This window comes from Streptomyces sp. NPDC042638 (assembly GCF_040647235.1).
Taxonomy (GTDB): Bacteria; Actinomycetota; Actinomycetes; order Streptomycetales; family Streptomycetaceae; genus Streptomyces; species Streptomyces rameus.
The window spans coordinates 50,928-68,960 of record NZ_JBEZBT010000040.1; the positions used below are offsets into that span (position 1 = coordinate 50,928).

An 18,033-nucleotide genomic window follows, 5' to 3' on the forward strand; every position below is an offset into this window, starting at 1 on the left:
GACCGGGTTCGGCTGCGGCCACCGTAGGGTTACGTCTATTTAACACGCAAAACCCACTATGTAATGCATGGTTGGGAAGCACAAGGGGGTGCGCATGACCGGACGTCCGGGAAGAACCGGCAGGGGCGGCAGCCAGGCGGGTGCCGGCGATCTGCTCGAACTCGTGCGCCACGGACGGGCCGTGACGCGCGGTGCGCTCCAGGAGGCGACCGGACTGTCCCGGGCCACCGTGGGCCAGCGTCTGGACCGGCTGTTCCGGGCGGGCTGGCTGCGTGAGGGCGCCGGCGGCCCCGTCGGCTCACCGCTCGGCGGACGCCCCTCCGTCACACTGGAGTTCGACGACTCCCACGCCGTGGTGCTCGCCGCCGACCTGGACACCCGGCACGCCTGCGCGGCCGTCCTCTCCCTGACCGGCGAGATCCTCGCCGAGCACACCGGCCCGCTGGTGGTCGAGGACGGCCCGGAGGCCGTGCTCGGCGAGCTGGGCCGCTGGTTGGCCGAGCTGCCGGCCGAGGCCGGGCACCGGGCGGCGGAGGTGTGCGGGATCGGTCTCGCGGTGCCGGGGCCGGTGGACCGCGAGACCGGCCGGGTGGTCCAGCCGCCGATCATGCCGGGCTGGGACGGCTACGACATACGGAGCCGGCTGTCCCGCGCCTTCACCGAGCACACCGGCGTCCCGGCGGTGCCGGTCCTCGTCGACAACGACGCCAACCTCATGGCCTACGGCGAGCAGCGCACCGGACACCGCGACTGCACGGCCTTCGTCCTGGTGAAGGTCTCCACCGGCATCGGCGCCGGGGTCGTCGTGGACGGCTCGATCTACCGGGGCGTCGACGGCGGCGCGGGCGACCTCGGGCACATCCGGGTCGGCGCCGACGCGCTGTGCCGGTGCGGCTCGTACGGCTGTCTCGCGGCGGTCGCGAGCGGCGGTGCCGTGGCCCGGCGGCTCGCCGCGTCCGGGGTGCCGGCCGCCTCCGGCTCGGACGTACGGGACCTGCTCGCCGCCGGGCACCCGGAGGCCGCCGCGCTCGCCCGTGAGGCCGGGCGCCGGGTCGGGGACGTGCTGGCGACGGTCGTGACCCTGCTCAACCCGGGCGTACTGATGATCGCCGGCGATCTGGCCGGAACGCCCTTCCTGACCGGCGTGCGCGAGCTGCTCTACCAGCGCGCGCTGCCCCGCTCCACGGCCCACCTGGAGGTGGTCACCTCCCGGCTCGGGGAGCGGGCCGGTCTGATCGGTGCCGGAGCGCTCGTGGTGGAGCACCTGTACGCGCCGGAGCGGGCGGAGGAGCGGCTCGCGGCGATGGGTGTGTGACCGGGGGTGCGTGCGGTCCCGTCCGCGGTCCGCATGGTGAAATCCGGCGCTCTGTGGCAGCGTGATTCTCGCCACCCTTGATAAGGGCTGCGCTCAGATGAGCGGATCATGGGCGACTGCACTTCTCCAAGGGGTGGCACTCGGTGCCACCCCTTGATCGTTCATCGATCGAAATCAGACGTGCAGGAGTACTGCTCATCTGAGCGAAATACAGCACCTATGGACCCTATTGCCTTCAAGAAGTGAACACATACTTCGGTCAACCGTTGCCAAGCTTTGACTTTCGATCCGCTGGCGGACGAGTGGTTACAGGCGCATGACGCGCAAGTGGACGTACCCAGGAACCTTCGATCTGGGTATGTTCCTGGCCGTCAGGGCAGCCACCGTGGCCTCAAGGAGTCGAGACCCGTGTCGGAAAACAAAGAACCCCACGTAGCGAAGTTCGTTTACGACTTCACCGAGGGCAACAAGGACCTCAAGGACCTTCTCGGCGGCAAGGGCGCCAACCTCGCCGAGATGACCAACCTCGGTCTCCCGGTCCCTCCCGGCTTCACCATCACCACGGAGGCCTGCAAGGTCTACCTGGACAGCGGTGAGGAGCCCGCGGCACTGCGTGACGAGGTGAGTGCCCACCTCGACGCCCTGGAAGCGAAGATGGGCAAGAAGCTCGGCCAGGCCGACGACCCGCTGCTGGTCTCCGTCCGCTCCGGCGCCAAGTTCTCCATGCCCGGCATGATGGACACCGTCCTGAACATCGGCCTCTCCGACAAGTCGGTGCAGGGCCTGGCCAAGCAGGCCGGCGACGACCGCTTCGCGTGGGACTCCTACCGCCGCCTCATCCAGATGTTCGGCAAGACCGTCCTCGGCGTCGACGGCGAGCTGTTCGAGGAGGCCCTGGAGAAGACCAAGGAGGCCAAGAAGGTCACGGTCGACACCGACCTGGAGGCCGCCGACCTGAAGAAGCTGGTCACCGCCTTCAAGAAGATCGTCAAGAAGGAGGCCGGCCGGGACTTCCCGCAGGACCCGCGCGAGCAGATGGACCTCGCCATCAAGGCCGTCTTCGACTCCTGGAACGGCGACCGCGCCAAGCTGTACCGCCGTCAGGAGCGCATCCCGCACGACCTGGGCACGGCCGTCAACGTCTGCTCGATGGTCTTCGGCAACCTGGGCCCCGACTCCGGCACGGGCGTGGCGTTCACCCGTGACCCCGCCTCCGGCCACCAGGGCGTCTACGGCGACTACCTGCAGAACGCGCAGGGCGAGGACGTGGTGGCGGGCATCCGCAACACCGTCCCGCTCGCCGAGCTGGAGCGGATCGACAAGAAGTCGTACGACCAGCTGATGCAGATCATGGAGACCCTGGAGAACCACTACAAGGATCTCTGCGACATCGAGTTCACCATCGAGCGCGGCCAGCTCTGGATGCTCCAGACCCGCGTCGGCAAGCGCACGGCGGGCGCCGCCTTCCGTATCGCCACCCAGCTCGTCGACCAGGGCCTGATCGACGAGACGGAGGCGCTCCAGCGCGTCACCGGCGCCCAGCTGGCGCAGCTGATGTTCCCGCGCTTCGACGACGAGGCCAGGACCGAGCAGGTCGGCCGGGGCATCGCGGCCTCGCCGGGCGCCGCGGTCGGCAAGGCGGTCTTCGACTCGTACACGGCCGTCAAGTGGTCCCGCTCGGGCGAGAAGGTCATCCTGGTCCGCCGGGAGACCAACCCCGACGACCTGGACGGCATGATCGCGGCGGAGGGCATCCTGACCAGCCGCGGCGGCAAGACCTCCCACGCGGCCGTGGTCGCCCGTGGCATGGGCAAGACCTGTGTCTGCGGCGCGGAGGAGCTGGAGGTCGACACCAAGCGCCGCCGTATGACGGTGCCCGGCGGTCACGTCGTCGAGGAAGGCGACCTGATCTCCATCGACGGCTCGACGGGCAAGGTCTACCTGGGCGAGGTCCCGGTCGTGCCGTCCCCCGTGGTCGAGTACTTCGAAGGCCGCATGCACCCCGGCGCCGACGACGCGGACGAGCTGGTCGAGGCGGTCCACCGCATGATGGCCTTCGCCGACCGCAAGCGCCGTCTGCGGGTCCGCGCCAACGCGGACAACGCGGAAGACGCCCTGCGGGCCCGCCGCTTCGGAGCCCAGGGCATCGGCCTGTGCCGAACCGAGCACATGTTCCTCGGCGAGCGCCGCGAGATGGTCGAGAAGCTGATCCTCGCCGACACCGAGGAGGAGCGCGAGGCCGCCCTGTCGGAGCTGCTGCCGCTGCAGAAGAAGGACTTCGTCGAACTCTTCGAGGCGATGGACGGCCTCCCGGTGACGGTCCGTCTCCTCGACCCGCCGCTGCACGAGTTCCTGCCCGACATCACGGAACTCTCCGTCCGCGTGGCCCTGGCGGAGTCCCGCCAGGAGCCGCACGAGAACGAGCTGCGCCTGCTCCAGGCCGTGCACCGCCTGCACGAGCAGAACCCGATGCTGGGCCTGCGCGGCGTGCGCCTCGGTCTGGTCATCCCCGGTCTGTTCACCATGCAGGTCCGCGCCATCGCGGAGGCCGCGGCCGAGCGCAAGACGGCCAAGGGCGACCCGCGCGCGGAGGTCATGATCCCGCTCGTCGGCACGGTCCAGGAACTGGAGATCGTCCGCGAGGAGGCGGACCAGGTCATCGCCGAGGTCGAGGCGGCGACGGGTACGTCGCTCAAGCTGGCGATCGGCACGATGATCGAGCTGCCGCGCGCCGCGCTGACGGCGGGCCAGATCGCCGAGGCGGCGGAGTTCTTCTCCTTCGGCACGAACGACCTGACCCAGACGGTGTGGGGCTTCAGCCGCGACGACGTCGAGGCGTCCTTCTTCACGGCGTACCTCGAAAAGGGCATCTTCGGCGTCTCCCCCTTCGAGACGATCGACAAGGACGGCGTCGGCTCCCTGGTGAAGGCGGCGGCGGAAGCGGGCCGTCGCACCCGCCCCGACCTCAAGCTCGGCGTCTGCGGCGAGCACGGCGGTGACCCGGAGTCGGTCCACTTCTTCCACGAGGCCGGCCTGGACTACGTCTCCTGCTCCCCGTTCCGCATCCCGGTCGCCCGCCTGGAGGCCGGCCGCGCGGCGACCCAGTCGGCGGGCAGCGACCACCGCTAGGGCCGGCTGAACCCCAAGGCCGCCGCCGGTCCCCGACCCTCACCGACCGACGACGGCCCCGGCCCACGAAAGAGAAGAGGCGGCACCCTGTGCGGGGGTGCCGCCTCTTCGCGCATTATCTGCGCAGACTGTCAATGTACGCCGCCGACCAGGAAAATGGCGTTGCCGGCGGCCGGCGGTCCAAGGGATCGCCGCGGGCGGTCCCACCGGAAGAAGCTCCTCCGACGTCCTGACGCCGGAGGAGCTGTTCACCGGCCAGGGACAGAATCCGCTTTCGGCCCTGTTCCCGGATCGGGCCTACTGCCAGATCTGCCAGTCGCTGCCGTTGCACCTGTTGGTATAGACGCGGCCATTGGCATCACCGTCAAGGCACAGGCCGGTCTGCCGGTTGACGATCTGCATGCCGTCACCCGTCCACTTCTCATACCACTGCTGGTAGTAATTCGCCGGACTGCCGCAGGGCTCGATGTAAACCTTGCCGACACCGCTCCCGTCGGCGTACCAGCTGGCCAGGCACTGGCCATAGAAGAACGTGTTCCTGGTGGTGATCTTCCAGGCTCCGTCCGAGTTCTGCAGATTACTCTGTGAGTCGTCCCATCTGATGCTGACTCCCTTGGGGACGTCGACGCAATGCACCATGGCCCCGGCGCTGCTGTCGACGCTGGTGTCGTTCCAGACTCGGATGCAACCGCCTGTGTGCTTGTTGCGCCACAGAATGTTGTCGGATGCCGACGCAGGTGTGGAGACGGCCGTCAGGATCGCCGGAACCGCGGCCAGTGCCACGGCGGCACGAATTTTCGATGCCTTATTCATGATTTCCCCCATCGTTCAGAGACTGAAGCCGAGGGAAGGTGGAAATGGCTAGATCCCCCCGGACATGTCTGAACACTAGGTGAGAGAATGTCAGGCACGCGACAAAGTTGATCAAGAGTTGAGCTGGAATGAGTCGCTCCCTTCGGCCGCCCTCGGTGAGGCCGGTCTGCCGGCGACGTCCGCGCTCACGCTGTCGACTCGTCCGGCTCGCTGGACGAGGGGAACCGCGGGGCGGGACCCGATGCTGCCTCCTGGGCGGCCACGACCTCGTCGCCGTGCTCGAAGGCCCATGCGCCGACGGCGTCGATGGGCGCCAGGAAGGTCCGGCCCAGAGCGGTGAGTTGATATCCGACCCGTGATGGTGCGTCGGGGTCTGCCCGCCGGTCGACCAGTCCGTTGAACTGCAGCCGGCGCAGGGTCTCGGTGAGGACCTTGGAGCTGATGCCCCCGATCCCCTCCCGCAGCTCGACCGGCCGTCTGGGACCGTCACGCAGTGCCCAGAGCACCACGGCGTTCCACGTGTTGGAGAGCAGGTCGAAGGCGAGGCGCGCGCGGCAGTCGGCGAGGAAGGCGTCGGTCGTCACTTACCAAATGGTGCCCGAACCGCCTTCTAGCCTCGGTGTGAACGGTCGAAACAGGCAGGGAGAGGGAACGCGTGATGAGAATCGGCGTACTGGGAACCGGCAACATGGCCGACGCGCTCGCCACCCACTGGGTGCGGGCCGGGCACGAGGTGACCATCGGGGGACGGGACGCGCACAAGGCGGAGCGGCTCGCGACGCGCATCGGAGGCAGCGCGAAGCCCGCCGGTCTGCGCGCGGCGGCCGAGTCCGGTCAGGTGGTGCTGGCCGCGCTGCCCTTCGGGGCGGGAGCGGACGTGGCACGGGACCTGCACGCGGCCCTGGAGGGCAAGGTGCTGATCGACTGCTCCAACCCGGTCGGGCCGGGCTTCCGGCTGCTGACGGAAGGGGGCCCCTCGGCCGCGCAGCGACTTGCCGCGGCGGCACCGGGAGCGCACGTGGTCAAGGCTTTCAACCTCTGTCACGAGGACGTGTGGCGCATGCGGTACCCCGTCTTCGACGGGCGACCACTGGCCGTCCCGGTCTGCGGAGATGACGAGACCGCCCTCGTACGCGTACGCGAGTTGGTGCAGGACGTGGGCTGCGATCCCGTCGCCGGCGGCGGTCTCGAACGTGCGGGGCTCCTGGAAGCGACCGCCGCGCTGTTCATCGCCCTGTGGGTCGGCCAGGGAGCGGACGCGCAAGCGATCGCCCCTCCGCTGGCGTTCGCGGCCGGACCGAGCCACCAGGAAACGGAGGGCGGCACACGGGCTTCCCGTTAGGGGTTCCACGTCCAACCCGCCGCCTGCAGTGGACGGCCCCGGCGACCTGATGCCGATCACGCGCCGCCGCGGCTCGCACCAGGAGAAACGCGCCGACACCCCTGACCCCGCCGGCCGTCCGGCCCGCCTATTCGCAGGCCACCCCGTCCCCGTCCCGGTCGAGATGGGCGGCGTAACCGGGGTCGCCGGCGTACAGGGGCGTGTCGCCGGCGGCGCGGGCCTCCGAGCAGTTGGCGTAGTAGACGCTGCCGCCCCCGTCCCCGCTCGCACTGCCGTCCCCGGAGGCGGAGGTGTCCTCCTCGGCCGCCGGCTGGGCCGTGACCGTCCTGGTGACCTTGACCTTGACCGTGTGCGTCCGGGTCACGGTGGGGGCGGCCTGCGGCGTCGCGGTCTCGGTGGCGGTCGCCGTGGCCGTCACGGTCACCGTCGGCCGGGGCGTGGCCGCGGCCGGCTCGGCGTCGGCCGAGGAGCCGTCGTCGGCGGCACCGATGCCCACGCCGACGAAGAGGGCGAGGCCGAGGGCGGGGAGCGCGTACCGCTTACGGGCCCAGCGCGGGGCGGTGCGCGGCGTTCGCGGCACGGGTGGCGTCGTGTACGGGTTGGGCATAGCGTCCCCCCCAAACGGTGGTACGTGTTCCGGACGGTGCACGTGCCGATGACCGTAGTGCCGGGGCGCCGTGTGTGAAGGAAGGGTGATGGATTCGTGATGAAGGGATCGGGGTGGGGTACGGCCGACATCCCCGGGCTCAGCGGCCGTGTCGCGGTCGTCACCGGCGCCAACAGCGGGCTCGGCTACGTCACCGCGCGGGAGCTGGCCCGTAAGGGTGCCCGGGTGGTGCTCGCGTGCCGGAGTGAGGCGCGGGGGAGGGCGGCCGTCGAACGGCTGGTGGGCGAGGTGCCCCCGGCGGCCGTGGAGTTCGGCCGGCTGGACCTCGGCGAGCTGGCGTCCGTACGGGCGTTCGCGGAGGGTCTGCCGTACGAGCGCGTCGACCTGCTCGTCAACAACGCGGGCGTGATGGCCGTACCGTACGGGACGACCGCCGACGGGTTCGAGACCCAGTTCGGCGTCAACCACCTCGGGCACTTCGCCCTCACCGGGCTGCTGCTGCCACGGCTGCTGGCCGCTCCGGAGGCGCGGATCGTGACCGTGTCCAGCATGCTGCACGCCCTCGCCAACATCGACCCGGGTGATCCCGGCAGCCGCGGGAAGTACCGGCGCTGGGTCGCCTACGCGCGCTCCAAGAGCGCCAACCTGCTGTTCACGCACGAGCTGACGCGGCGGCTGCGCGGCAGTTCCCTGCTGGCGGTGGCCGCGCACCCGGGGTACGCGGCCACCAACCTCCAGGCCGCCGGGCCGCGGGCGGAGGGGCGGCGCGGTGCCGAGCGGATGATGGAGCTGGCCAACCGCGCCTTCGCCCAGTCGGCGGAGGCCGGGGCCCTGCCCACGCTGTACGCGGCGACCGCGCCCGGGGTGCGGCCAGGCTCCTTCTTCGGACCCTCGTTCGCTATGTGGCGCGGGGCGCCGGCACCGTCGTGGCGGGCACCCTGGACCGTGGACGACCGGGCGGCGGCAGCGCTCTGGGCCGCCTCGGCACGGCTGACCGGTGTGGACTTCGACGCCCGCGCCCCCGACCGCTGACGCACGGCCACGGTGCCGCGCCCCTCGACGCCCCCGACGGCTGACGCACGGCCACGGCTCGGCGCCCCCTCCGCGTCCGACACACGGCCGCAACCCCCCTTTCGTAATCGCCGCGCATGGTTGATCGTTGGGCCGTGCATCGATGACGGACGTCAGGGGGCACACGATGACGATCAGCCGCAGGAACCTGCTGGCCGGGGGCGCGGGAGCCGCGATCCTCAGCGCGTGCGGGTCGAACACCGGGCGCGGGGGCGGCGGCTCGGGGCCGCAGTTGTCGCAGTGGTACCACCAGTACGGCGAGGCCGGCGCCGAGCGGGCCGTGCAGCGGTACGCCGCCGGCTTCCAGAAGGCCCGCGTCCGCGTGCAGTGGCGGCCGGGGAACTACGACCAGCAGACGGCCGCCGCGCTGCTCACCGACTCCGGGCCCGATGTGTTCGAGGTCAACGGGCCGACACTGGACCAGATCCAGGGCGGCCAGGTCCTCGACCTCACCGACCTGCTGGAGGGGGTGAAGGACGACTTCAATCCGGCCGTGCTCGCGCCGAAGACGTACGACGGCAGGGTCTGGGGCATCCCCCAGGTCATCGACATGCAGCTGCTCTACTACCGCAAGAGCCTGCTCGCCGACGCGGGCGTCGAGCCGCCCACCACCCTGGACGCCCTGGTGGACGCCGCGAGGAAACTCACCGACGGCAAGACCAAGGGCCTCTTCCTCGGCAACGACGGCGGAGCGGGGGTCCTCGGCGGAACTCCCCTGTACGCGGCCGGACTCCAGCTCGTCACCGACGACGGCAAGGCCGGCTTCGACGATCCCGCCGCCGCCCGCACCCTCGGCAAGCTGCACCGGCTCTACGCCGACGAGTCCCTCCTCCTGGGCGCACCCTCCGACTGGTCCGACCCGTCCGCCTTCCTGCAAGGGCTGACCGCGATGCAGTGGTCCGGGCTGTGGGCCCTGCCGCAGGTGCAGAAGGAACTCGGGGACGACTTCGGGGTGCTGCCGTTCCCGGCGGACGGCGGGCACGGCCGGCCCACCGTACCCGTCGGCGCCTACGGTGCCGCCGTCAGCGCCCGCAGCCGGCACAAGGAGGCCGCCAAGGAGTACGTGAAGTGGCTGTGGGTCGAACGCACCGACCACCAGCAGGACTTCGCCCTGTCCTACGGCTTCCACATCCCCGCCCGGATCTCCCTCGCCGAGAAGGCCACCCGGCTGCGGACGGGCCCGGCCGCCGACGCCGTCCGCTTCACCACCGACCACGGCTACGCCCAGCCGCTGCTGTGGACCCCGGCGAGCCAGACCGCCTACCAGGACGCGCTCAGCCGGATCATCAGGAACGGGGCCGCCCCGGAGAACGAACTGCGGTCCGTCGTACGGAAGGTGACGGCCGAACTCGACCGCGTGAAGAACGCAGAGAGGACGCCGTGAGGCGGCGCGGAGCCCTCTGGTTCTGGGTGTTCGTCGGCCCGTTCGCGCTCGGACTGGGCCTGTTCACCTACGTACCGCTGCTGTGGAGCGTGGCGCTCAGCTTCTTCGACGCGCACAACACCGTCACCCCCACGGACTTCGTCGGACTGGACAACTACACGGCGATGCTGCGGGACGACGCGTTCGTCGACAGCCTGCGGACCTTCCTCGTCTTCACCGCCTTCATCGTGCCCGTCACCTACGTCTTCGCCCTCTCCCTGGCGCTGATGGTCAACCGGGTCCGGCGGGCCCGGGCCTTCTTCCGGTCGGTGTTCTTCCTGCCGGCCGCGTGCAGTTATGTCGTGGCCGCGCTCGTCTGGAAGATGTCGGTCTTCAACGGGGTGCGCTTCGGGCTGGCGAACACCGTGCTGGGGTGGTTCGGCGCCGACCCCGTCGCGTGGCTGTCCACTCCCGACCCGCCCTGGTACTGGCTGGTCCTCGTGAGCGTACGGCTGTGGCTCCAGACCGGGTTCTACATGATCCTCTTCCTGGCCGGGCTGCAGCGGATCGACCCCGTGCTGTACGAGGCGGCGGCCGTGGACGGGGCCCGGCCCGGCTGGACGGTGCTGCGCCACATCACCTTGCCGCAGCTGCGGGCCACCTCGGTCGCGGTGCTGCTGCTCCTCGTCATCAACGCCTTCCAGGCGTTCGACGAGTTCTACAACCTGCTGTCGGACGCCCGGGGCTATCCGCCGTACGCTCGTCCGCCTCTGGTCTACCTCTACTACACCGCGCTCGGGCAGGGGCAGAACCTGGGGCTCGGCAGCGCGGGAGCGGTGATCCTGGCGCTGGTCATCGCGGTCGTCACGGTGGGACAGGCGCGCTGGCTGAGGCTGGGAAGGACGGACGCCCATGGATGACGCCCTGGTGCGGGCCGGGCGGGCGCTGCGGCTGGCGCTGCTGATCGCGCTCGCCCTGCTCTTCCTGATCCCCTTCTATCTGCTGGTGCGCAACGGGCTGTCGAGCGAGCGGGACATCACCTCGCCCGGCTGGACCTTCTTCCCCGCCGAACTGAGGTGGGGCAATCTCGGTGAGCTGTTCCACGACCCGTCCGTGCCGTTCGCCCGGTCCCTGCTCAACTCCGCGCTGATCGCCGTCGCCACCACCCTCGGCACCCTGCTGCTGGCCTCCCTGGCCGGCTACGGCCTCGCCCGCATCCCCTACCGGCACGCGAACAAGGTCTTCTACGGCATCCTGGGCACCCTGCTGGTCCCGCCGGCCGTCACCTTCGTGCCGAGCTTCGTGCTGGTGTCGTCGCTGGGCTGGGTCTCCACCCTGCGCGGCCTGATCGTCCCGACGCTGTTCTCCGCGTTCGCCTGCTTCGTCTTCCGGCAGTACTTCCTCGGCTTCCCGCGGGAGCTGGAGGACGCGGCCCAGGTGGACGGGCTCGGGTACTGGCGGACGTACTGGCTCGTCGTCGTACCCAACGCCCGTCCGGTGTTCGCGGCGGTCGGGACGATCGTGTTCCTCGGCGCGTGGAACTCCTTCCTGTGGCCGCTGGTGATCGGGCAGGACCAGAGCGCCTGGACGGTGCAGGTGGCGCTGTCCTCGTTCACCACCGCCCAGGTCGTGCGGCTGCACGAGCTGTTCGTCGCGGCGGCCGTGTCGATCGTGCCGCTGCTGCTGGTGTTCCTGGTCTTCCAGCGGTGGATCGTGGCGGGGGTGGAGCGGTCCGGGATCGACTGACGGGAGCTGCGGAAACCGGCTCAGGCCGTGGCGCCGCCGTCGATCACGAGGTCGGCGCCGACCACCGAGGCCGCGTCGTCCGAGGCGAGGTAGAGCACCGCGGCGGCGACCTCCTCGACGGTGGAGACCCGGCCGAGCGGTGCCTCGGCGCGCATCCGGGCGGCCCGGCCGGCCTCCGTCTCGCCGGGCTTGAGGGACATGTCCGTGGCGGTCGGGCCGGGGCTGACGGCATTGATGCGCACACCGTCGGCGATGTGGTCCAGGGCGGCACCGCGGGTGAGGATCGAGACGGCCGCCTTGCCGGCGGCGTATCCGGCGGTGCCGCGCAGCCGGCTGTGCACGCCGATCCGGGAGGCGACGTTCACGATCGCCCCGCCGTCAGGCTGGCTGCGCATCTGGGCGATCTCCGCCTGGAGGGCGAGGAAGACACCGGTGACGTTGATGTCGAGCATCCGGCGCCAGTCCTCCTCGGCCAGGTCGCCCACGGCCTGCCCGCCGCGCTTCAGGACACCGGCGTTGTTCACCGCCACGTCCAGGGACCCGAAGCGGTCGACGGCGGCGGTCACCAGGGCCCGCGGGCCCTCGGCGCGGGAGACGTCGGCGGTGACCGCGAGCCCCTTGCCGCCCGCCTGCTCGATCAGCGCCACGGTCTCGTCCAGCGGCTCGCGGCGCCGGCCGGCGACGACGACCTGGGCGCCCTCCCGGGCGAGGGCGAGGGCGACCCCGCGCCCGATGCCGGAACCGGCACCGGTGACGAGCGCGGTCCGGCCGGAGAAGCGGTACGGCATCATCATGTTCTCTTTTCTTGACCGATCGGTTCAGTTTGAGGGCCGAAAGGAACGCGCCTCCGCGGAGGCGCGCCCTCAGTCCAGCAGTGCCAGGGCCTGTTCCGCCGCGTCCCGTACCCGGGCCGGGTCGGCGGACGCCTTGCCGACCACCCGCACGCCCTGGAGGAGGACCAGCAGCATGCGGGCGAGCGGCGCCGGCTCGCGGTCCGGGGCCAGCTCGCCCTGCGCCCGGGCGCGGACGAGGGCGGCGTGCAGCAGCGTCTCCAGGGTGTCCCAGTCGTGCTCGACGCGGCGGGCGGCGTCCCGGTCGTGCGGGGCCAGTTCGACCGCCGTGTTGGTGACCAGGCAGCCTCGCTCGCGGGTCGGCTCGGCGGTGGCCTCGGCGGCGAACCGCCGGACCAGCCCCCGCACGGCCGGCAGTACCGGCCCGGGCCCGGACAGTTCGCGCGTCAGCCGGGGGTTCCGCGCCTGCCCGTACCGGTCCAGTGCCCGCAGGTACAGCTCGTGCTTGCTGCCGAAGGTGGCGTACAGGCTCGCCTTGCCGATGCCCAGGTGCTCGACCAGGTCCGCCACCGACGTCGCCTCGTAGCCCCGCCGCCAGAACAGCTCCAGGGCCGACTGCAACGCCGTGTCCGGGTCGAATTCCTTGGTCCTCGCCATGCCGGGGAGCCTAGACTTACCGGAACGGACGGTCAAGAAAAGGGGAGGGCCCTTACCTCGTACACGGCCAGCCGCACCGAGCGGTCGTCCAGGCACTGTCCGTCGGCCAGGTCGAAACGCTGCTTCAGCAGCGGGGACGCCACGAACGGTCGGCCCCGGTCGGTGCCGGTCAGACCGCGCGAGAGGACGGCCGCGCCGGTGAAGGGGTCGCGGTTGTCGATGGCGTACAGCCGGTCCGCGCGGTCCCGGAAGACGGCCGCCTGGCGGCCGTCGGGCAGCAGCACCGCCACCCCGCGGCCGGGAGTGAGCGTGCTCAGGTCGCAGACCGTGAACCAGGCGTCCGCCAGGCGGAGCTGGACCTTCAGGCCGGTCGTCCGGGCTGTCGTGGTCATCGCTGGGCGCTTCCTTCCAGGGCGTCGCCGGGGGGCCGCGTACCGATGGACAGCAGCGGCGGGGCGGGCTTGATCTGATCGCGCTCGGGGACGAAGGAGACCACCGGGTCCGGGGTGCCCGGGGCGTTCACGAAGGACACGAACCGGGCCAGTCTCTCGGGGTCGCCCACGGTCTGCGCCCACTCGTCGCGGTAGTGGGCGACATGCGCCCGCATCAGCTTCTCCAGCTCGTCGCAGATGCCGAGCGAGTCGTGCACCACCACGTCCCGTACGTGCTCCAGGCCGCCGGGCAGGCGTTCCAGCCAGGTGCTGGTGCGTTCCAGGCGGTCGGCCGTACGGATGTAGAACATCAGGAACCGGTCGATGAGCCGGACCAGTTCGGCGTCGGAGAGGTCCTGGGCCAGCAGGTCGGCGTGGCGCGGGGTGGCGCCGCCGTTGCCGCCGACGTACAGGTTCCAGCCGCCCGCGGTGGCGATCACCCCGAAGTCCTTCGACCGCGCCTCCGCGCACTCGCGCTGGCAGCCGGAGACGGCCGACTTCAGCTTGTGCGGGGACCGCAGACCCCGGTAGCGCAGCTCCAGGTCGATCGCCATCCGGACCGAGTCCTGCACGCCGTAGCGGCACCAGGCCGAGCCCACACAGGACTTCACCGTGCGCAGCGACTTGCCGTAGGCGTGCCCCGACTCGAAGCCGGCGTCCACCAGCCGTGCCCAGATCAGCGGCAGCTGCTCCACCCGGGCGCCGAACAGGTCGATCCGCTGACCGCCGGTGATCTTCGTGTAGAGGCCGAAGTCCCGGGCGATCTCGCCGATGACGATCAGTTTCTCGGGTGCGATCTCCCCGCCGGGGATGCGCGGCACGACCGAGTACGAGCCGTTCCTCTGCAGGTTGGCGAGGAAGTGGTCGTTGGTGTCCTGCAGGGCCGCCTGCTCGCCGTCCAGGACATAGCCGCTCGCGCCGATGGCCGGGGCGAGGGAGGCGATGATCGAGCCGACGGCGGGCTTGCACACCTCGCAGCCCTCGCCGCCCCGGGCGCCCTCGCGGCCGTAGCGGTCCAGCAGGTCCCGGTACGAGGTGAGGCGCAGGGCGCGGACGGTCTCGTACAGCTCCTCGCGGGTCTGCGCGAAGCAGCCGCACAGGCCCTTGTCGACCTCGACGCCGGACGCCTCCAGTTCGGCGTCGACCAGCCGGCCCAGCACGTTCACGCAGCTTCCGCAGCCGGTGCCGGCCCTGGTGCACTTCTTCACCTCGGACACGGTCACGCAGCCGTGTTCGGTGACCGCGCCGCGGACCGTGGCCTTGCTGACGTTGTGGCAGGAGCAGACGATCGCGTCGTCCGGCAGGGCGGACGGCCCGAGCTGAACCGCCGCGCCGGATCCGGCGGGCAGGACGAGCGACTCGGGGGAGACGGGGGGCACCGAGCCGGTGAGCGCGCGCAGGGTGCCGTACGCCTCCGCGTCGCCGACCAGGATGCCGCCGAGCAGTGTGCCGTCCCGGCCGATGACCAGCTTCTTGTACAGGCCCGCGCGCGCGTCGGCGTAGACGACGTCCAGGCAGCCCTCGGTGGTGCCGTGCGCGTCGCCGAAGGAGGCGACGTCCACGCCGAGCAGCTTCAGCTTCGTGGACAGGTCGGCGCCGGTGAAGGACGCCTCGTCCGCGGCGATGGTCGCTGCGGCCGTCTCCGCCTGCTCGTAACCGGGGGCCACCAGGCCGTACACCCGGCCGTCGGCGGCCAGCGCGCACTCGCCGATCGCGAACACGTGCGGGTCGCAGACGCTGCGGCACCGCTCGTCGACCGCGATGCCGCCGCGCTCGCCGACCCGCAGGCCGCAGTCGCGGGCCAGCTGGTCGCGGGGGCGGACACCGGCGCTGAACACCACCAGGTCGGTGGCGAGTTCGGAGCCGTCGGACAGCCGCATGCCGGTGACGGCTCCGGAGGCGTCCGTCACGATCTCCTGGGTGCCCACACCGGTGTGGACCGTCAGGCCCGTCTCCTCGATGGTCCGCAGCAGGGCCGCGCCGCCGCCCTCGTCCACCTGCACCGGCATCAGCCGCGGCGCGAACTCCACGATGTGGGTGGCGAGTCCGAGCCCCTTCAGGGCACCCGCCGCCTCCAGCCCGAGCAGGCCGCCGCCGACCACGGCGCCGGTGGAGGCGCGCGTCCTCGCGTACTCCTCGATCGCCAGCAGGTCCTCGACGGTCCGGTAGACGAAACAGCCGGTGGCGTCCTTGTTGGGCACCGGCGGCACGAACGGGCGGGAGCCGGTGGCCAGCACGAGGATGTCGTAGTCGACGGCCGGCCCCGAACGGGTGGTCACCCGCTTGGCCCGGCGGTCGATCGTCTCCGCCGGGTCGCCGACGCGCAGCTCGATGCCGTGGTCCCGGATGAACTCCATGTCGGTCAGGGAGAGGTCCTCGGGGCTGCTGCCCGAGAAGTACGAGGTGAGCCGCACGCGGTCGTACGCCGGACGCGGCTCCTCGCACAGCACGACCACGCGGTGCGTGGCGGTCAGCCCGCGTTCGGCCAGCGCTTCCAGGAAGCGCTGGCCGACCATCCCGTGGCCGACGAGCACGATCGTGGGGGCGGCCCCCGGGGCGGTCGTCATGCAGGGCCCTCCATCATGGGTGATCCGGTGGCGCGGGGAGCCGGCGCCGGTCACCGTCGCTCGCGTGTCCGGGGTCATGCCCCGAGCCTGCGGCCCCGGCGTTACCCGGCGGCATCACCGCTGTTTCCCACGAGGAACGGTGCCCTCAGCGGCAGACGGCCCGGGCTGTGAGGGCCGGACGCCCCCGCCCGCCGCGCCCGCGCGACGGTCACCGGGTCCGCAGCGTCTCCACCAGACCGGAGATGTCCTCCTCACCGTGGCCGTCGGCCAGCCGGTGGCGCATCAGGTCCAGGAAGGGGACGAGCAGTTCCGCGCTCACGCCCTGCTCCGCGGCCGTACGCAGCAGGGTGCCGGCGCCCGCGACCTGCATCTCCAGGGTGGAGACCACCCCGGACGTGTGGTCGCCGGACACCAGCCGCTCGGCGGTGCCGTGCGCCGAGCCGGCCATCGCGTTCAGCCAGGGCACGAGCAGCGCGGCGAAGTCCCCGGGCGCCACGTCCGTCCCGTCGAGCAGCGCGAAGGCGTGCGTGATCCCCGCGAACATGCCGTACATCCCGCTCAGCAGCGCCACGTCGTACAGCGCGGCGTGACCCGCGTCGGCGCCGACGTACTCGGTGCCGGCCGGGACGGCGAGGGTGTCCCGGTGCTCCTCGAACACCTCCGGGTCGCCGCTGTAGAGCACGAAGGCACCGGGTGCGCCGATCATCGGCGGTACGGCCATGATCCCGCCGTCCAGGAACCGGGCGCCGCGCTCCTCGGCCCAGGCGCGGCGGGCGCGGGCGTCGGCGGGGGTGCCGGTGGTCAGGTTCACCAGGTCCCGGCCGGCCAGACCGGCACCCTCCAGGGCGGTGCCCACCGAGGCGTCGTCCAGCAGACAGGCCACGACGAGCCGGTTCGCGGCCACGGCCTCGGCCGCGCTGCCGGCCGCCACGGCGCCCTCGGCGGTCAGCGCGGCCGTGCGCCGCGGCGTTCGGTTCCAGACGGTCAGCGGATGCCCGGCGGCCAGCCAGGCCCGCCCGAGCGCGGTGCCCATGGCACCGGTGCCGAGCAGGGTCAGGGGGGTGCGGGGGACGGAGGGAAGGGAGGTGTCGGTCATGGCGACTAGGCTCGCCCGGGGAACCGCCGCGCAGAAGTACGTACTTCGAAGTGGGTGGTTACCGGCGGGAAAGCGTGCGGGTGGAAGAGGGGGGAGCACCATGCCGGTGGGACGGCGGCCGGGGGCGTACGTCTGCGGGACCGACGCGGCGATGGACGTCATCGACGGCAAGTGGAAGGTCTCGATCCTGTGGGCGCTGGGGGAGGGCACCCGCCGCTTCGGCGAGCTGCGCCGGCGGCTGCCCGGCGTGACGGAGAAGGTGCTCGCCGCGCAGCTGCGCGAGCTGGAGGCCGACGGCATCGTGCACCGCGAGGAGTACGCCGAGGTGCCGCCCCGCGTCGAGTACTCGCTGACCGACGTCGGCACCCAGCTGAACGAGGCGCTGGCGCCGCTCGGGGTGTGGGGCCAGAAGCACGTCCTGGGCGGGGCACCGGCCCCGCGCTGAGCCTTCAGCGGCTCCCCGTCAGACGGGCGAACACCACCACGTTGCCCTGGTAGCCGGTGGCCTTCGAATAGCCCCCGCCGCAGGTGATGACGCGGAGTTCGGGGCGCCGGGCCGCGCCGTACACCTTGTCGTCGGGGAAGTCGCGGGCCGAGTACACCTCCACCGCGTCCACGGTGAACAGGGCGACGGTGTCGTCCTCGCGGTCCACCTCGATACGGGCGCCGCGCTTGAGCGCGCCCAGGTCGTAGAAGACGGCGGGGCCGTCGGCGTTGTCGACATGGCCGGCGACGATCGCGGTGCCCGTCTCACCGGGCGTGGTGCCGGCCTCGTACCAGCCGGCGAGGTTCTTCTCCTTGGGGGGAGGCGCGTCCAGGCTGCCGGAGGGGGTGAGGGCCAGGCCCGTCAGGGGTGCGTCGACGCGGATCGCGGGAATGCGGATGCGGACCGGCACGGACGGTGCGAGGGCGGGGGCGGCGGGCCGCGCACCGTCCGGTTCGGCACGGCCCTCGGCGGCCGCCGGCTGCGGTGGCGTGTGCGTGCCGGAGCCGAGCAGCCACACGCCCGAGCCGAGGGCCACGACGGTCACGGCGGCTATGGCGGTGTCACCGAGCCGGGCGCCGCGGCCGCGCCCGGCACCCTTGGCGCTCCTGCGCATACGTA

The 18,033-nt window shown here is 71.6% G+C and carries 17 protein-coding genes; 8 read left to right on the forward strand and 9 right to left on the reverse strand.

All coding sequences use genetic code 11. The features are described 5' to 3' along the window. The first annotated feature begins 94 nt into the window (after window positions 1–94). Window positions 95–1,315, forward strand: a complete 1,221-nt coding sequence (locus AB0B40_RS27170) for an ROK family protein (protein WP_362266038.1) — start codon at window positions 95–97, stop codon at window positions 1,313–1,315. 408 nt (window positions 1,316–1,723) lie between these two features. Then, window positions 1,724–4,444, forward strand: coding sequence for a pyruvate, phosphate dikinase (ppdK, locus tag AB0B40_RS27175; protein WP_362266040.1), 2,721 nt, complete (start codon window positions 1,724–1,726; stop codon window positions 4,442–4,444). 297 nt (window positions 4,445–4,741) lie between these two features. Here the strand turns inward: ppdK and AB0B40_RS27180 are convergent, their stop codons facing one another. Together AB0B40_RS27180 and AB0B40_RS27185 are read right to left on the reverse strand one after the other, a co-directional pair. Continuing rightward, on the reverse strand, window positions 4,742–5,269 hold the full coding sequence (locus AB0B40_RS27180) for a ricin-type beta-trefoil lectin domain protein (protein WP_345057787.1): 528 nt from the start codon (window positions 5,267–5,269) through the stop codon (window positions 4,742–4,744). Between the two features lie 173 nt (window positions 5,270–5,442). Beyond that, window positions 5,443–5,841, reverse strand: coding sequence for a helix-turn-helix domain-containing protein (locus AB0B40_RS27185; protein WP_362266042.1), 399 nt, complete (start codon window positions 5,839–5,841; stop codon window positions 5,443–5,445). Window positions 5,842–5,915: 74 nt separating this feature from the next. Between AB0B40_RS27185 and AB0B40_RS27190 the strand changes: the two genes are divergently transcribed. Beyond that, a complete protein-coding gene (locus AB0B40_RS27190) occupies window positions 5,916–6,599 on the forward strand; it encodes an NAD(P)-binding domain-containing protein (protein WP_345057783.1) in 684 nt (227 codons plus the stop codon). Window positions 6,600–6,726: 127 nt separating this feature from the next. Here the strand turns inward: AB0B40_RS27190 and AB0B40_RS27195 are convergent, their stop codons facing one another. Further along, window positions 6,727–7,206 carry an excalibur calcium-binding domain-containing protein gene (locus AB0B40_RS27195; RefSeq protein ID WP_345057781.1) on the reverse strand — a complete coding sequence of 160 codons (480 nt, stop codon included), beginning with the start codon at window positions 7,204–7,206 and terminating at the stop codon, window positions 6,727–6,729. A gap of 99 nt (window positions 7,207–7,305) precedes the next feature. Between AB0B40_RS27195 and AB0B40_RS27200 the strand changes: the two genes are divergently transcribed. The 4 genes from AB0B40_RS27200 (at window position 7,306) to AB0B40_RS27215 (ending at window position 11,386) form a co-directional block, all read left to right on the forward strand. Next, on the forward strand, window positions 7,306–8,238 hold the full coding sequence (locus AB0B40_RS27200) for an oxidoreductase (protein WP_345057779.1): 933 nt from the start codon (window positions 7,306–7,308) through the stop codon (window positions 8,236–8,238). A 166-nt stretch (window positions 8,239–8,404) separates the two neighbouring features. Next, window positions 8,405–9,661, forward strand: coding sequence for a sugar ABC transporter substrate-binding protein (locus AB0B40_RS27205; protein WP_362266045.1), 1,257 nt, complete (start codon window positions 8,405–8,407; stop codon window positions 9,659–9,661). Beyond that, window positions 9,658–10,560: a sugar ABC transporter permease gene (locus AB0B40_RS27210; RefSeq protein ID WP_345057774.1), complete on the forward strand. Its 903-nt coding sequence runs from the start codon at window positions 9,658–9,660 to the stop codon at window positions 10,558–10,560. Before AB0B40_RS27205 ends, AB0B40_RS27210 begins: the two co-directional genes overlap by 4 nt. Beyond that, window positions 10,553–11,386: a carbohydrate ABC transporter permease gene (locus AB0B40_RS27215; protein WP_345057771.1), complete on the forward strand. Its 834-nt coding sequence runs from the start codon at window positions 10,553–10,555 to the stop codon at window positions 11,384–11,386. Before AB0B40_RS27210 ends, AB0B40_RS27215 begins: the two co-directional genes overlap by 8 nt. A gap of 20 nt (window positions 11,387–11,406) precedes the next feature. Here the strand turns inward: AB0B40_RS27215 and AB0B40_RS27220 are convergent, their stop codons facing one another. From AB0B40_RS27220 to AB0B40_RS27240, 5 genes are all read right to left on the reverse strand, one after another. Next, a complete protein-coding gene (locus AB0B40_RS27220; RefSeq protein WP_362266060.1) occupies window positions 11,407–12,174 on the reverse strand; it encodes a glucose 1-dehydrogenase in 768 nt (255 codons plus the stop codon). A 75-nt stretch (window positions 12,175–12,249) separates the two neighbouring features. Continuing rightward, window positions 12,250–12,834, reverse strand: a complete 585-nt coding sequence (locus AB0B40_RS27225) for a TetR family transcriptional regulator (RefSeq protein WP_362266047.1) — start codon at window positions 12,832–12,834, stop codon at window positions 12,250–12,252. A 32-nt stretch (window positions 12,835–12,866) separates the two neighbouring features. Continuing rightward, a complete protein-coding gene (gene nirD, locus AB0B40_RS27230) occupies window positions 12,867–13,226 on the reverse strand; it encodes a nitrite reductase small subunit NirD (protein ID WP_362266049.1) in 360 nt (119 codons plus the stop codon). Further along, on the reverse strand, window positions 13,223–15,832 hold the full coding sequence (nirB, locus tag AB0B40_RS27235; protein WP_362266051.1) for a nitrite reductase large subunit NirB: 2,610 nt from the start codon (window positions 15,830–15,832) through the stop codon (window positions 13,223–13,225). Before nirB ends, nirD begins: the two co-directional genes overlap by 4 nt. Before the next feature lie 208 nt (window positions 15,833–16,040). Then, entirely contained in the window at window positions 16,041–16,928 is an 888-nt protein-coding gene (locus tag AB0B40_RS27240) for an NAD(P)-binding domain-containing protein (protein ID WP_345057761.1), read from the reverse strand. 100 nt (window positions 16,929–17,028) lie between these two features. Here AB0B40_RS27240 and AB0B40_RS27245 point away from each other — a divergent pair, with 100 nt between their 5' ends. After that, entirely contained in the window at window positions 17,029–17,373 is a 345-nt protein-coding gene (locus AB0B40_RS27245) for a helix-turn-helix domain-containing protein (RefSeq protein WP_345057758.1), read from the forward strand. Between the two features lie 4 nt (window positions 17,374–17,377). Here AB0B40_RS27245 and AB0B40_RS27250 read toward each other — a convergent pair whose 3' ends face one another. Beyond that, on the reverse strand, window positions 17,378–18,028 hold the full coding sequence (locus tag AB0B40_RS27250) for a class F sortase (protein WP_345057755.1): 651 nt from the start codon (window positions 18,026–18,028) through the stop codon (window positions 17,378–17,380). Window positions 18,029–18,033: the final 5 nt, after the last annotated feature.